General features: G+C 33.6%; 15 protein-coding genes. 3 read left to right on the top strand and 12 right to left on the bottom strand.

Annotation, left to right across the window (positions count from 1 at the left end; genetic code table 11):
* The first annotated feature begins 9 nt into the window (after positions 1–9).
* Complete coding sequence (locus GKZ88_RS22660; RefSeq protein WP_347343889.1) at positions 10–1,473, top strand: O-acetyl-ADP-ribose deacetylase; 1,464 nt, start codon at positions 10–12, stop codon at positions 1,471–1,473.
* A complete protein-coding gene (locus GKZ88_RS16030; RefSeq protein WP_155103364.1) occupies positions 1,470–2,939 on the top strand; it encodes a nicotinate phosphoribosyltransferase in 1,470 nt (489 codons plus the stop codon). Before GKZ88_RS22660 ends, GKZ88_RS16030 begins: the two co-directional genes overlap by 4 nt.
* Positions 2,940–2,973: 34 nt before the next feature.
* Here GKZ88_RS16030 and nadD read toward each other — a convergent pair whose 3' ends face one another.
* From nadD to GKZ88_RS16005, 5 genes are all read right to left on the bottom strand, one after another.
* On the bottom strand, positions 2,974–3,555 hold the full coding sequence (gene nadD, locus GKZ88_RS16025) for a nicotinate (nicotinamide) nucleotide adenylyltransferase (protein ID WP_155103363.1): 582 nt from the start codon (positions 3,553–3,555) through the stop codon (positions 2,974–2,976).
* A 32-nt stretch (positions 3,556–3,587) separates the two neighbouring features.
* On the bottom strand, positions 3,588–3,953 hold the full coding sequence (locus GKZ88_RS16020; RefSeq protein ID WP_155103362.1) for a four helix bundle protein: 366 nt from the start codon (positions 3,951–3,953) through the stop codon (positions 3,588–3,590).
* Between the two features lie 31 nt (positions 3,954–3,984).
* Positions 3,985–4,557 (bottom strand): guanylate kinase, encoded by a 573-nt coding sequence (gene gmk / locus GKZ88_RS16015; protein WP_155103361.1) that lies wholly within the window; start codon positions 4,555–4,557, stop codon positions 3,985–3,987.
* Positions 4,558–4,637: 80 nt separating this feature from the next.
* Positions 4,638–5,498, bottom strand: coding sequence for a YicC/YloC family endoribonuclease (locus GKZ88_RS16010; RefSeq protein ID WP_155103360.1), 861 nt, complete (start codon positions 5,496–5,498; stop codon positions 4,638–4,640).
* Between the two features lie 293 nt (positions 5,499–5,791).
* Positions 5,792–6,139, bottom strand: a complete 348-nt coding sequence (locus GKZ88_RS16005; protein WP_155103359.1) for an ArsC/Spx/MgsR family protein — start codon at positions 6,137–6,139, stop codon at positions 5,792–5,794.
* A gap of 80 nt (positions 6,140–6,219) precedes the next feature.
* On the opposite strand from GKZ88_RS16005, the gene GKZ88_RS16000 reads away from it, so the two are divergent.
* Complete coding sequence (locus GKZ88_RS16000; protein WP_155103358.1) at positions 6,220–6,675, top strand: DinB family protein; 456 nt, start codon at positions 6,220–6,222, stop codon at positions 6,673–6,675.
* A gap of 31 nt (positions 6,676–6,706) precedes the next feature.
* On the opposite strand, the gene GKZ88_RS15995 is transcribed toward GKZ88_RS16000, so the two are convergent.
* The 7 genes from GKZ88_RS15995 to GKZ88_RS15965 form a co-directional block, all read right to left on the bottom strand.
* Positions 6,707–7,192, bottom strand: a complete 486-nt coding sequence (locus GKZ88_RS15995; protein WP_155103357.1) for a septal ring lytic transglycosylase RlpA family protein — start codon at positions 7,190–7,192, stop codon at positions 6,707–6,709.
* An 85-nt stretch (positions 7,193–7,277) separates the two neighbouring features.
* Positions 7,278–7,700, bottom strand: coding sequence for a hypothetical protein (locus GKZ88_RS15990; protein WP_155103356.1), 423 nt, complete (start codon positions 7,698–7,700; stop codon positions 7,278–7,280).
* A 106-nt stretch (positions 7,701–7,806) separates the two neighbouring features.
* Positions 7,807–10,581: a TonB-dependent receptor gene (locus tag GKZ88_RS15985; protein WP_347343886.1), complete on the bottom strand. Its 2,775-nt coding sequence runs from the start codon at positions 10,579–10,581 to the stop codon at positions 7,807–7,809.
* Between the two features lie 321 nt (positions 10,582–10,902).
* Positions 10,903–12,546 carry a glucose-6-phosphate isomerase gene (gene pgi, locus GKZ88_RS15980; protein ID WP_155103354.1) on the bottom strand — a complete coding sequence of 548 codons (1,644 nt, stop codon included), beginning with the start codon at positions 12,544–12,546 and terminating at the stop codon, positions 10,903–10,905.
* A 143-nt stretch (positions 12,547–12,689) separates the two neighbouring features.
* Positions 12,690–13,346, bottom strand: coding sequence for a hypothetical protein (locus tag GKZ88_RS15975; RefSeq protein WP_155103353.1), 657 nt, complete (start codon positions 13,344–13,346; stop codon positions 12,690–12,692).
* 50 nt (positions 13,347–13,396) lie between these two features.
* Positions 13,397–14,017 carry a hypothetical protein gene (locus GKZ88_RS15970; RefSeq protein WP_155103352.1) on the bottom strand — a complete coding sequence of 207 codons (621 nt, stop codon included), beginning with the start codon at positions 14,015–14,017 and terminating at the stop codon, positions 13,397–13,399.
* Positions 14,018–14,051: 34 nt separating this feature from the next.
* Positions 14,052–15,272, bottom strand: a complete 1,221-nt coding sequence (locus GKZ88_RS15965) for a peptidoglycan DD-metalloendopeptidase family protein (RefSeq protein WP_155103351.1) — start codon at positions 15,270–15,272, stop codon at positions 14,052–14,054.
* Between the last annotated feature and the right edge of the window lie 15 nt (positions 15,273–15,287).

The following is a 15,287-nucleotide window of genomic DNA, read 5'->3' as shown; positions in this document are numbered from 1 at the left end:
TTGAAGATTATGAAAATAGAGCTTCTAAAAGCAGATATAACAGAGATTTCCGTTGATGCCATTGTAAATGCAGCCAATACTTCTTTGTTGGGTGGAGGCGGAGTTGACGGAGCAATTCACAGAAAAGGAGGAAAAGCAATTTTAGAGGAATGTATCCAGATTCGCAATAAGCAAGGCGGATGCAAAGTTGGAGATGCCGTAATTACAACCGCTGGTAATTTACCTTCAAAATATGTAATTCATACTGTTGGTCCGTTTTGGAATGGAGGGAAAAGTCTTGAAACAGAATTGTTGGAAAACTGTTATTTGAGTGTTTTAGAATTGGCAGTCGAAAACAATATAAAAACAATTGCTTTTCCTAATATAAGTACTGGTATATATAAGTTTCCAAAAGATTTGGCAGCAGAAATTGCTCTTAAGATTATCCATAATTTTGAACAGAAAAATCAATTCGAAAAAATCATTTTTGTCTGTTTTGATGATGAGAATTTCAAAATTTATAAGGATATAATAGAAAGCGATTTTGAGTATAATATAGAATCAGGTTTATTTGGTTTAGCGATTGGCGATGCTTTAGGAGTTCCAGTTGAATTTCAATCAAGAAAATATCTAAAAGAAAATCCTGTTTCTGATATGTTTGGGTTTGGTACACATCATCAGCCGCTAGGGACTTGGAGTGATGACAGTTCCCTTTCTTTTTGCTTAGCGGAAAGTTTATGCAAAGGTTTTGATTTAAGCGATATTGCTAAAAACTTTGTCAGATGGTATAGTGAAGAATTATGGACACCACATGGAAAAGTTTTTGATATTGGGATAGCCACAAGACATGCAATTCAAAATATTGCAAAAGGACATCAGCCTGATTTATGTGGTGGTTTTTCTGAAGGCGATAATGGAAATGGGTCTTTAATGCGTATTTTACCTTTGGTCTTTTATCTTAGAAATGAAAATGATATAGAAGTTATTTATAAAAAAGTAAAAGCAGTTTCATCTATAACTCATGCTCATTTTCGTTCTGTATTTTCATGTTTTATCTATGTTGTGTATTGTTTGGAAATTTTAAAAGGGAATGATAAAATAGAAGCTTACACGAGAATGCAAGATGTTGTATCTGAATTTTTAAAGGACAAGAAATTTAACCCTGTCGAAATTCAGTTATTTGATAGGATTTTAAAGAATGATATTTCAGAATATCTTGAAGAAAATATTTATTCATCAGGATATGTGCTTCATAGTTTAGAAGCCAGTTTATGGTGTTTTTTAAATTTGAATAGCTATGAAGGTACTGTTTTAAAAGCAGTTAATTTAGGTGAAGATACTGATACTACGGGCGCCATTGCAGGTGGATTGGCAGGAATTTATTATGGAATAGATAATATCCCGCAAAAATGGATTGAACAATTAGTAAGATCCAATGATATAAAAGATTTAACAGAACGATTATCACAAAAATATAAATTTAAAAATATATGAACCCACTATTATTAACTGACGGCTACAAAGTTGACCACAGAAGGCAATATCCAGACGGAACCACATTAGTTTATTCTAATTGGACTCCTCGTAAATCAAGAATTGAAGGCCTTGATGAGGTTGTCTTTTTTGGATTGCAGTATTTTATCAAAAAATATATTATCCACGATTTTGAACAATATTTCTTCAAACAGCCAAAAGAAGAAGTCGTTAAAAAATACGCTCGAAGAATTAATAATTATTTAGGCGAAAATCAAGTCGGGACAAAACATATCGAAGATTTACACGATTTAGGATATATTCCGATGGTTTTTAAAGCTTTGCCAGAAGGAGCAAGCGTTCTATTGCGAGTGCCAATGTTTACGATGTATAATACAATTCCGGAGTTTTTCTGGCTGACAAATTATTTTGAAACTTTACTTTCGGCTGTAATCTGGCTTCCTTGTAATTCAGCAACAATCGCAAGAGAATATAGAAAAGTATTAGATAAATATGCAGATCAAACTTCTTCTGTCCCAGAATTTGTAGATTGGCAGGCACACGATTTCTCTATGCGAGGAATGGGCGGAATCGAAGCGGCGCTGACTTCTGCATCAGGTCATTTATTAAGTTTCACAGGTTCTGATACGATTCCGGCGATTGATTTCTTAGAAGAATATTATAACACCAATTCGGACGAGGAACTTGTAGCAGGTTCAGTAGCAGCAACAGAACATTCTGTTATGTGTATGGGAACTACAGAAGGTGAATATGAAACGTTCAAAAGATTAATTACAGAGGTATATCCAAAAGGAATTGTTTCTATTGTTTCGGATACTTGGGATTTATGGAAAGTTTTAACGGATTATTTACCGCGATTGAGAGAAGATATCGTTTCAAGAGAAGGTAAAGTTGTAATTCGTCCTGACAGCGGTAATCCGGTTGATATTATTTGTGGAAACCCAAACGGAAAAACAGAACAGGAAAGAAAAGGAGTTATTGAATTGCTTTGGGATGTTTTTGGCGGTACAACAAATGCTAAAGGTTTCAAAGAATTAGTGCCGCAGATCGGTGCTATTTACGGAGACAGTATTACCGTAGCTAGAGCCACTCTAATTTGCGAAAGATTAAAAGAAAAAGGATTTGCGTCTACTAATATAGTTCTTGGAATTGGTTCTTTTACGTATCAATATAATACCAGAGATACTTTTGGATTTGCGATGAAGGCAACTTACGGTGAAGTAAACGGAGAAGGAAGAGCAATCTTCAAAGATCCAATTACAGATGACGGAACTAAAAAATCGGCTAAAGGATTGATGAAAATTGATTTAATCGATGGGAAGTATCATTTGACAGATAATGTTTCTTGGGAAGAAGAAAAACAAGGTGAATTGAAAGAAGTTTTCAGAGATGGAAAACTTTTAGTAGATCAATCGCTAAGTGAAATTAGAACAAGAGTGAAAAGTGAGATAAACGTTGAAGCATAAAACAAAAAGCCTGAATTTTAAATTCAGGCTTTTTTTATTTCTTATAAAAATTATTGTGATCAATGTAATTCCAAACTTTTGGAGGCAATAAAGGCTGAATATTTTTACCTTCTTTAATGCTGTTTCTTATAAAAGTCGATGAAATCTCAACAATTGGAGCATCGATAACATGAACTTTTGGATGCGATTTTAATTCGGTATTTTCTTCTTCTTCAGAAATGCGCGGATAAACATAGATATCGTAATGGTCTAGAATTACTTCGTAGTTTTTCCATTTATGAAGCGTTTTCAGATTGTCTTCCCCCATAATCAAAGAGAAATCATGATTGGGATATTTCTCCTGTAAATGAACTAAAGTATTTACCGTATAATTGGGTTGTGGTAGCTTGAATTCAATATCTGAAGGTTTAATTTTCGGATAATCTTCTGTGGCCAGAAAAACCATCTGCAGCCTTTGATGATCATCGAGCAGAGTAGCCTTCTTTTTTAACGGATTGTGAGGTGTAACGACCATCCAAACCTGATCTAAATCGGCAAACTCAGCCATGTGATTGGCAATGATCAAATGTCCAACGTGAATAGGATTATATGTTCCGAAATAAAGGCCTATTTTCATAGTTGAAGTAACTAGTAATTAGTAAAAAGTGATTAGTCTTTTAATGTCTTAGAAAAAGCATTAATCATTTTTGATTCTTCTTCAATTTGATTTAAAATTTCTTTGTAAAGAGTTTGACTAGTTATAAAACCGAGATCATTTGCAATAAGTAATTGAGTTTCAATTTCGAATAATGAGCCTCGAGAAATATTTAAAAAATGACTAAAAGATTTACCCGTATTTCTGCCGTAACCTTCTGCTATATTAGATGGAATCGATATTGAAGCTCTTTTTAATTGACTAGTTAAAGCAAATAATTCTTCTTTGGGAAATGATTTTACTAATTGATAAGTGAGAGAGACAATTTTAATTCCTTTCTGCCAAATTAATAAATCTTTATAAGATTTTATTTCACTCATTTTATGCTCTTTACTAATTACACTTCACTAATTACTTATTAACAAACTCTTTAACCAATTGATAAGCTTCTTCCTTTGCAGTATCTAAATCGTAATTTTTGATAATAGTATCAAATTGAGGTGCAGTAGCTAATTCTACCGAAGCTTTTGCAATTCTCATGTTGATTTTGTCGTCACTTTCAGTAGAACGTTGTTTTAAGCGGCGTTTTAATTCGTCAACGCTTGGCGGTTTTACGAAAACAGCTAAAGTCTGCTCCGGAAATTTATGTTTAATACGCAGTCCTCCGGCAACATCAATATCAAAAATCACATTTTTTCCTAAAGCCCAGATTCTTTCAATTTCGGCTTTTAAAGTGCCGTAAAAGTTGTCTCTATAAACTTCTTCCCATTCCAGGAAATCTTCGGCTTTGATGTGTTTTTTGAATTGTTCCAACGAAATAAAATAATAATCCTTTCCGTGTTCTTCTTCTCCGCGTGGCTCGCGACATGCTGCTGAGATCGAAAATTCTAAGTTTAAATCTTCTTTCCCAAGTAAATGTTTTACTATAGTTGTTTTTCCTGATCCTGAAGGTGCCGAAAAAACAATTAATTTTCCTTTATTCATTATTCTATGCTTTAGGCTTTAAGCAATATGCTTAAAGCTTTAATATTTGTGCGGTATTTTTTGCTTAAAGCGTACAGCGTTTACAAAACATTCAAAACCTGCTCCTTAATCTTCTCTAATTCATCTTTCATCATCACCACCAATTTCTGCATTTGAGCGTGATTCGATTTTGAACCCATTGTATTGATTTCACGACCCATTTCCTGCGTGATAAAACCTAGTTTACGGCCATTAGCTTCCGTTCCTTTAATAGTTTCCAGGAAATAGTCTAAATGGTTCGTTAAACGTACTTTTTCTTCCGTAATATCAAGTTTCTCCAAATAATAAATCAATTCCTGTTCGAAACGATTTTCATCGACATTAACCTGCAATTCAGAAATAGCAGTTTGTAAACGGTCTTTGATAGCCTGAACGCGTTCTGGATCAAGAGCCAAAGCGTCGTCCATATATTGACGGATATTTCCAATTCTAAGGTTGAATTCTTTTTCAAGCGATTCGCCTTCGTCTTTTCTGAAACTTAAGATGTTTTGCAGCGCTTCGTCAATTATAACTTTAATCTGATCCCAGTCGTTTTCATCGATTTCCTCACGTTCTGTTTTTAATGTGTCTGGCATACGAACGGCCATTTTCATTAATTCAGTCACATCAGCGTCTGGATATACTTGTTTTAGTTGTTCAATGTAGTTTTTTACAACAGGAACATTTACTTTAGTCGAAGTTTGTTCAGCAGTGCTTTCGATATAAATCCCGAAATCAATCTTTCCTCTTTCGAGTTTTGTCGAGATTAAAGTTCGTAAACCTAATTCCATTTCGCGGTAAAGCGACGGCATTCTTACGTTTAAATCTAAACCTTTGCTGTTTAAAGATTTTACTTCAACGGTAATTTTTTTTGTAGGCAATTGCAAAGAAGCTTTGCCAAACCCTGTCATAGATTGTATCATATAATTGAGTATAAAGGCGCAAAGATAATTAAAAGTTTGCTCTGTTTATGACGTAAAATACTATTCTATCGTATAGAAAGGCTCTTTAATGATTTTTATCGACGAATTTCCCAATTTTGAAAGAAGTTAAGTGGTTGTAAAAGACAATTTGGGCGTGACCGTATTTACAAAAGGCGCTATTTAACCAGCCGCTTATTGTGCGCCTTTCGCAAATACGGTCGGGCTATCCGCGCTACTTCGGTAGCCAGCTTCTATCCCTCACGCGAGCAGTCGTATTAAACAAATCTTGTAATTTAACTCAAAACTTTTATCACCTCTGCTACATTTTTTTGGCTGTTGCCAATGTAAATTTTCTCATCAATAATAAAAACCGGACGGCTTAAAAAAGTATAATGTTCTAAAATGTATTTTTTAAAATCAGCCTCAGTCAGTGCTTTGTTTTTTAAATCCATTGATTTGTACAATTGTGCTTTCTTGCTGAATAAGGCTTCATAGCTTCCAGAAAGTTGATACATCTCTTCAAGTTGAGCTTCTGTAATTGGATCTTGTCTAATGTCTTGAAAAACTAAATTGTTTTCAGGCAAACTTTTAATGATTTTTCTGCAAGTGTCGCAAGACGCTAAATAGTATATTTTGTTCATTTTTTCTGAATTTTGTTAGACATACAAAGAAAATCCATTTAAATTTTAAAATTGCCTAATTTTAGAAAAAAAATATAATTATGAAATCTGTTTTTGAAGTTCAAAAAACCATTAGAGAAATTCTATTGAAGATTTTAGACAATCATTCATTAGAACAATTAAACAAAATTCCGGAAGGATTTAGCAATAACTTGATTTGGAATATTGCGCATTGTGTATCATCACAACAAGTTTTAATCTATAAACTATCAGGTTTGACATCGAAGGTTTCGGAGGAATTTATTAATAAATATAGAAAAGGAACTAAACCCGAAGGATTTGTTTCGCAAGATGAAGTTGATGAAATCAGAAAGTTGCTTTCAACAACTTTAGAGCAAGTGCAGCAAGATTTCGCTGCTGGTATTTTTCAAAATTATACTGAATATACCACTAGTATGGGGTATGTTTTGAAGAATGTTGAGGGAGCTTTAGAATTTAATAATTACCATGAAGGGATTCATACCGGAATTATAATGAGCATACGAAAGTTTGTTTAAAAAAAAATCCTGCTTTAAGCAGGATTTTTTTTTATTCTATAATAGTCTCGATGGTTACTTTCATAGCACCGGCACCTTTACTTTTTGTGATTTCCATAAAAGCGCGTTTTGAAAGATCTATTTCACGAGTTTTTACAAATGGACCACGATCTGTAATCTTTACAATTACAAATTTTCCATTTGCTTCATTCGTTACTTTAACGCGTGTTCCAAAAGGAAGTTTTTTGTGTGCAGCGGTATATTTGCTGTTGTTAAAACGGCTGCCATCAGCTGTTTTTTTTCCATTAAAACGATCTGCATAGTAGGAGGCATGAGCGTTTTTTTTGTAGGTTTTTAATCGTAATCCTTTATCAGTAAAGACGGAGTCTGTTGGTAAAGCGATTATACTTGGTCTTGCTGTAAGCGTATCTTGAGTTTTTGGTTCAATAACCGGTTTGGTTTGGCTTATAACGTAGGTAAAGCAACTTATAAAAGCTACTGTAAGTGTTGTGAGTATAAAGTTTTTCTTGTTTCTCATGGGTTATTTTTTTCAGACTTGGGGAGTTTGTACAAATAATATGCCATTATAAAAAAAGTCCTACAAATCTAGGACTTTTTTTTGTTTAGAACCAAAGGTTCCAAGGTATTCTGCTTAGAATTAGTAATAATCCTAAACCATAAAAGATAGCAAATGTCTTAAATTTTGCTTCGCTGTTTATTAGTTTTTTGTGTTTAGACCATCCAATAGTAATTAAAATGATGGCAATAATATTGATAAGAGGGTGTTCAAGTGAAGTAAGTCGCAGCTCAGTATTAGACATTTGCCCGAAAGCAGCTTTTCCTAAAGGAGATACAAAATAAAGAATTAAACCGATCAATAATTGAGTATGCGTTCCAATTAAGGCAAATAACGAAATTTTGCGGTCTTTGGCTGTAAACTCTTTTTTAGAGTTCAGGCCTATTAATGCATTTACAACCGCAACTAAAAGAAGCAATAATGCTAAGTAAGCCCAACCGGAGTGAAGTTCTTTTAAAAAATGATCCATAAATTGTGTTTTTTGTTTTAAACAAATATAGAAAAAAAGGCCATAAAAAAAACGGCATTAAACTAAAAGTCAATGCCGTTTTTAATATTTATTTAGATTCTAAATATTAGAATTCGTAACGTAATGTAAAGTTCCATGTTCTACCATAACCAAAGTAAACTTTATTTGCAGTTGCAAGTCCTTGGTATGTTTCTCCAAGTTCTTGGTAAGTTTTTGCAGGAGTTACTCCTGGTTTATTATCACTTGCAAAGATGTTTGTGAATGATTCGTTTATGTAGATTTTGTCGAAAAGGTTGTTTACGTTAAATCTGAAGTTTAAAGCATTTCCTTTATCTTTTCCAAATCTGAATTTATAAGAAACACCAGCATCAGTAGTTGCAAAACCAGGTAATTCTAATGCTCCTTTATTAGTAGCGCTTAAGAAGTTTACTGGAGAGATGTTTCCGTATAATTTCTCAGCATAGTTAAGGTTAGCATCAACATTTAAACCATTTAAGATTTCATAAGCAGCACCAATTGCCATTGTAGTTTGAGCATTGTTTCCAACTTTTACTCCATCTAAGTATAAAGTTTGAGCAACTCCACCAGGGAATGGGTTGTTAGATGCGTCAAAACGGTTACTTGTTGCGTTTCCATCATATTTCCAGTTACCGATAGAGATCATACCGTTAAGTTTCAATTTATCTAGTAATCTAGCGTTAACTTCTAACTCAACTCCAGTATGTGTTTCGTTTACACCTGAGAAAGTATAGTATCCTCCAATGTTGTTGGCAGCATCAGGATCAGTTCCTATTGTAAATCTGTCATTCCATTGTGTGTAGTACCCATTGAAAGTAGCATTGAAGATTGCTGAACGGAAACCGTATCCAACTTCAACAGCTTTAACTTTTTCATTAGTAAGGTTATCGTTAATAACAGAAGCATTATTAGGATAAACAGCATTGAAAAATGGTTGTTTTGAATAAAAACCAGTATTTAAATATACATTATGGTGCTCATTAATGTTGTAGTTTGCACCAGCTTTAACGTCTCCACCAACGATGTTTTTGAAAGCTGTTTCAGAAAGCGGGTCAGTAGTTAAATATTTAAAGTGGTCAATTCTTTTGTATCCTTGTTGAGAAACTGCTCCTTGTAAAAACGCAGTGAAGTTATCTTTAGAATATTCTAATTGTGTAAATGCACCATAGTAGTTCACTTCACTATCATTCCAGTAGTTGATTCTTTCTTGGTAATCAGTGCTAACAAATGGGTTTCCGCTTGGTCTTGGCGCATATGTTGTGCTGAAGTAAGCTGGATTTGGATTAGCATTTACGTTTGTAGCATCTCTATAGTTTGTAGCTCCAAATAAGTCAATTAAGTTTTGAAAGTGAATACCTTTGTACATTCTTCCTTCAACTCCAATATCCCAAGTTAAGTTATCAGTAAGCTTTTTATCTAAGTTAAGAACAGTTCCGTACCAGTTATGTGAGTTAACTGAAGCAATTTGCGTAATACCAGTGTTTGTAACTGTAGCACTTCCTGAAGCAGAACTATTTTGGTATTGACCATTAGTTTGCGTTCTTGTTCCTAATGTAGTTGGCTGTCCAGAGTTCCAGTTTTGAATCAAATCAAAATTGATTGTTCCGTCAGCATTTCTTAGTGAATTGTTTGTAGAGTAAGGGTTGTTTCCTTTGATACCTCCAGTAGAAGTAGTTCCTCCTCCACGACCCCATGAAGCGTAAACTACAGTAGATAATTTTGTAGTTTCGTTGATGTTATAATCCCAGTTAAGAGACATTACAGGTTTGTGGTAGTAGTTTGTTTTTAAGTTGTACTCTTCACCATTTCTCATACCCCAATCAGAGTTGTATTTGATGTTTGGTTTTGAACCATCGCTTCCGAATTTTAAGAAATCACTTAAAAGAGGAGAAGTTGATCTTTGATCGTGCCATTGTGGCGCTCCTGTAAATGTAAATTCTAAACTATGTTTGTCATTGATTTTGTATCCAAAAGCCATGAAATAGTTGTATCCTTCAAATTTAGTACCATCAACATATCCGTCTCCTGCAGTTCTGCTAAATAAAACAGAAGCAGAAAGTCCGTTTTTCATTAAACCTGTACTGTAAGAAGCTTGTGCTTTTATGTAGTTGTTGTTACCAAAACTAGAAGAAATATTTCCGCCTTCTTTAACATCAGAAGATTTTGTAACAATGTTGATTGTTCCTCCAACTGAAGAGATAGCCAATTTTGAAGCTCCTAAACCTCTTTGTACTTGCATTGCAGAAGTTACGTCAGAGATACCTGCCCAGTTACTCCAGAAAACAGCACTGTTTTCCATGTCGTTGATTGGTACCCCATTAACCATTACAGCAATATTTTTTTGGTCGAATCCACGAATAGCAATTCTAGAATCTCCATATCCACCTCCAGCTTTTGAAGCATAAACAGATGGCGTGCTTTTTAAGATCTCTGGAAACTCTTGAGATCCAAGTTTTTCTTGAATTTCAGCTGCTTTAATTGTAGAAACAGCAACCGGAGTTTTTCTGTCTTTAGCAACGTCAATTACACTGCTTTTTACTACAATTTCGCTTAACTCGTTTGAGTTAGACGTTAAAACAATCTCACCTAAGTTTGTAGTTGAGCCATTTGATACTGTAAATTTTACAGTTTTGTTGTCATAACCTATGAAAGAGATAACAATCTCTCCCGAACCTGTTGTTGAACTGATAGTAAATTTACCATCAAAATCTGTTGAAGTAGCTGTAGATGATCCTTTGATCGCTACGTTTGCTCCTGGTAATGTACCACCCGTTCCGTCGGTAATCGTACCAGTAACTTTTCCTTGAGAAAATACGGTTGAAACTATCATAAAAAATAGTCCAGTAAGTAACCAATTTTTCATTTTCTTCATTTGTTATTTAGTTTATTGTTTTTGGCAAAATTATAACATTAAAATCAGATAATGTTATCAAAATGTTAAGAAAAATTAGTTTTACGGTTTATGCTGCGCATTAAAATGATTTTTTATTTTTTCATTAAATTAAATAACAGTTTTTTAAATTTAAAGTATTGTTTTTTGTTAAAATGATAATGATTTGAACAGTCGTGTAGCCGTAAACCTGCAAATAGACATGTTTTATTGCTTTTTCAGAGGTAATTTATACGAAAAAACGCCTTAATTTTTATTAAATTAAGGCGCTTCAGCTTTTTATAAAATTAGGATTTATTTGTTTTTCAAAAAGTGATTTAGTAAAAACGTCGTTGAGCTGTCATGAGTCTTAACAGTTTTAGAGTTTATTTCGTCTAAAATTGAATTTGCCAATTGTTTTCCTAATTCAACACCCCATTGGTCAAAACTAAAAATATTCCAGATAATTCCTTGAACAAAAATTTTGTGTTCGTATAATGCAATTAACGAACCTAAGCTTTTTGGCGTTAATTTTTCAATCAAAATTGTGTTCGTCGGTTTGTTTCCGGTAAATACTTTGAAAGGCAATAAATAAGAAGCTTTTTCAGCAGAAAGTCCTTGTTTGTCAAATTCGGCTTGAACCTGCGCTGGAGTTTTTCCGTTCATTAAAGCTTCTGTTTGTGCAAAAAAGTTTGACATTAATTTGTCATGATGATCTTCATTTCCGTAAAGCGGTTTTATGAATCCAATAAAATCTGTTGGAATTCTTTTTGTTCCTTGGTGAATTAATTGGAAAAAAGCATGCTGAGAGTTTGTTCCTGGCTCTCCCCAAATAATAGTTCCGGTCTGATAGTTTACAGGTTTTCCGTCACGGCCAACACTTTTTCCGTTACTTTCCATAGTTGCCTGCTGTAAGTACGGAGCCAGCTTTGATAAATATTGTGTGTACGGAATTAAAGCTTCGCTTTCGGCGCCATAAAAATTATTGTACCAAACGCTTAATAAAGCTAAAATTACCGGAATGTTTTCGTCAAATTCGGTTGATTTGAAATGCTCGTCCATTTCATTTGCACCAACTAATAATTGGTTGTAATTCTCAAAACCAATTGCCAAAGCGATGCTTAAACCAACCGCGCTCCAAAGAGAAAATCTTCCTCCAACCCAGTCCCACATTGGAAAAACGTTGTCTGGATTAATTCCGAATTCCGTTACTTTTTGAATATTTGTAGAAACGGCAGCAAAGTGTTTTGCAATATCGTCTTGAGTTGCTGATTTTAAAAACCATTCTTTAATAGTTTCTGAATTCGAAAGTGTTTCTTGAGTTGTAAAAGTCTTAGAAACAATTACAAATAAAGTGGTTTCAGGGTTTAATTTTTTGATTACTTCATTTACGTGATCGCCGTCAACATTTGAAACGAAATGTAAGTTTAAGTGATTTTTGTAAAATTGTAAAGCTTCAACTGCCATAACCGGACCAAGATCTGAACCTCCAATTCCAATATTTACAACATCTGTAAATGCTTTTCCTGTATATCCTTTTCTTTGTCCAGAAATTACTTCTTCTGTAAAGTTTTTGATTTTATTTTTTACTTCATAAACTTCCGGAATTACATTTTCTCCATCAACTTTAATTACTGCCGATTCCGGTGCACGTAAAGCCGTGTGTAAAACCGCGCGGTTTTCTGTTTTATTGATTAATTCTCCTCCAAAATAAGCAGCAATTGCATTTTTTAATCCAATTGAATTTGCCAATTCTAACAAAAGAGAAATTGTTTCCTGACTGATATTGTTTTTAGAATAGTCAACTAAAAAGTCATTCCATTGTAAGTTGAATTTTGCAGCGCGGGCATTATCCTGCTGAAATAATTCTTGTATCGTAGTTTCGTGAATTGCATTATAGTGGTTTTGCAGATTTTTCCACGCCTCAGTCCCAGTTGGGTTTGTTGTGTTTAAAGCCATTTGTATTTTATTATGTGGTTTGTTTTTTTCAGAAACACAAAAATACTGAAATAACTTTTAAAAGGGTAGCGGTTCACGATTATATAACAATTAGTTACGAAAACGTTTTATGAATGTGATTTGAAAATAGTCAGTTTTTTAAATTAGTCGACACTAAGAATTCTGATTAAAAGTGCCAATGGGAAAATTATTGTGCCGAGAATAAAAATGGTTTTCCCATGATTTCGGTCGGCATCATTATAGGAATAAACACGCTCGCCGTTTGGTAAGGTTTTTTTAGAAGTCCAAAGCGAATAACCAATAACAATTCCGATTCCGCCGCCCAAAAGTGAAAATAAATATCCGGCCATTATCCAAGGTTTTTGATTCTCTTCTGGTTTTGCTAAAATTTTCAGGCGTTCTTTTTTTAAAGAAGCCAGCATATCAGGATCGATATTTTTACCGCGCTCGGTTAAAAGTTTTTGTGCCAATTTATAATCAAAAACATTCCATTCATCCGATTTTAAAAGAACATCATATAATTCTTCATTCGAAAAACTTAAAAGATAATAATCTTTGTCAACTTGATTTAGAAGGTTTTCGGTGTCTTTTTCTAAAATTTCTTGAGCTTTAGCAAAATCAGCGGGATCAATCTTTATCTCATATTGATTTTGTAAAGTACTTCCTGAAAAAGTAATATCAACAGGTGCAATATTATCTGCTAAAACGGTTTTGATATTGTTGTTATTTAGTAATATTTCAACTTCTTTGGCTTGGATTCGAGTTGGGAAATTCTTAAAAGCGATAAAATTTTCAGTCATTATTTGGGGTTGGTTTTAATGTTTTATTCTATTCTTAAAAGTTTAATTTGTTACCAAATCTTCCACCAAGGTTTTTTATTTACTTCGATCGTTTTCTTTTCGGTATCAATTTCAATTCTTTTTGAAGGTTCAATTTTAATTTTAGAATCATCAAAAAACATTTCTCCGTTTTCATTCATTCCCAAAGGAGATTTGGTTCTTTCTTTCCAATCTTCGGTTTGTAATTCGGGAATTAAAGCAATATTGATTTTATCATTGAATTTTTTTCTCGCCTTTTCAATAATTTCTTCTTCCAGATTTGAAGATGAATTTTTAAAAAGTGTCAACGAATTGTCGGGAATATTTAATAGAAAAACTTGGGTTTTATCTCCAATTTTATAAATATCCAAAACTTTAAAGTAAGTAATAGTGTCTAAAAGAAAATGACCGATTTTTGCAGAATCAGGATTGAATTTAGATAAATCTTTGGGATGAGAACTTGCAATTAAATATCTGAGATTTCCTGAAAGACCACCGCCAAGAGAAGTCATATCAGTAAATCCTTTTTCTTGAATGATCTGCCCGACTTTGTAATTCGAAATTAAATCATCCGGTAAATTGGTGTCTCTGTAAAATAGTTTTAAACCAGAAAAAGTTTCACTATAAATTGCTTTAAGTCGAGCATTTTTCATGTTTTGTTATTTTCTTTGAGTTTTCAATAAAAAATTAAAGATTACCAATGCTGTCTAATTCTCTTTTCAAAGGTTCGATTTGTTTCGCAAAACGAGTTTTGTCATTTCCGGTTAAAGATTCTCCGGTTGGCAAGTTGAGACGAAGTGCATCTACTTGAACGCCATTTTTCCAGAAACGGTAACAAACGTGTGGGCCAGAAGCTAAACCTGTACTTCCAACTAAACCAATCGTCTGGCCTTGAGTAACGCGCTGTCCGCGGCGAACCAAGATTTTTGACATATGTAAATATTGAGTAGAGTAGGTTCCGTTGTGTTTTACTTTTACAAAGTTTCCGTTTCCTGCGGTATATCCAGTTGCTTCAACAACTCCAGAAGCGGTAGTCGAAATTGGAGTTCCCGTTGGTGCTGCATAATCTGTTCCTTTATGTGCTTTCCAGGTATGCTGAACCGGATGAAATCTGTTCATCGTAAATCGAGAAGTGATTCGGCTGAATTTGATTGGCGTTTTTAGAAAGAAATTTTTAAGTGTTCTTCCTTGATCGTCATAATATTCGATTTTTCCTGAAAGTGTATCTTTTTCAAAAGGAAATGCATAAACGATTTTTCCTTTGTACTCAAAAAAAGCGGCTTCAAGTTCTTCAACGCCGTCATAGGTTTTTCCGTTAATGAATCTTTCCGTGAAAATTAATCCGTAACGATCACCTTTTTTAAGTTTGAAGAAGTCAATCGACCATGAAAAGACTTTTGTAATTCTGCTGGCAAGTGCTGTTTCTACGCTTTCGTTTCCTAAAGTTTCAGATAAAGAGCTTTTTAAAACACCACCGATAATTTTTCTTTTTAAAGTAACCGGTTTTATTTTTTTATACGCTTTTGCAATACTGTCTCTTAAATCAATAACATAATATGTCAGCGCATCTGGCTGATAAATAAAAACTTGAAGGTTATTAGTTTTGTTTTTTGCACGAAGCAAAGTAAAAGGTTTGTTGTATCGAATGGATCTAACGTTAAAAGAATCTTTTACTTGTTCTACAATATCGTGTACTTTTTTATCACCAATATTTTGACTTTGAAAGATAGATCCGAACGAATCTCCTTTTGAAATGGTGTCGTTTACAACATTAAAGTCTGCGTAATTAAAACCAAACTCTACTTTTTTAGTTTTAGGCTTAGTGATTTTGGTTTCAACTTTTTCATCTGCTTTATTGCATGAAAACACTGAGAACAAAAGGATTATAATTACAACTGCTTTTTTCAAACTTATACTTTTTTT

Source organism: Flavobacterium sp. LC2016-01, from assembly GCF_009711135.1.
GTDB lineage: Bacteria > Bacteroidota > Bacteroidia > Flavobacteriales > Flavobacteriaceae > Flavobacterium.
The sequence above is the reverse complement of the archived record's forward strand: the minus strand, read 5'-3'. Positions and strand labels throughout refer to the sequence as shown.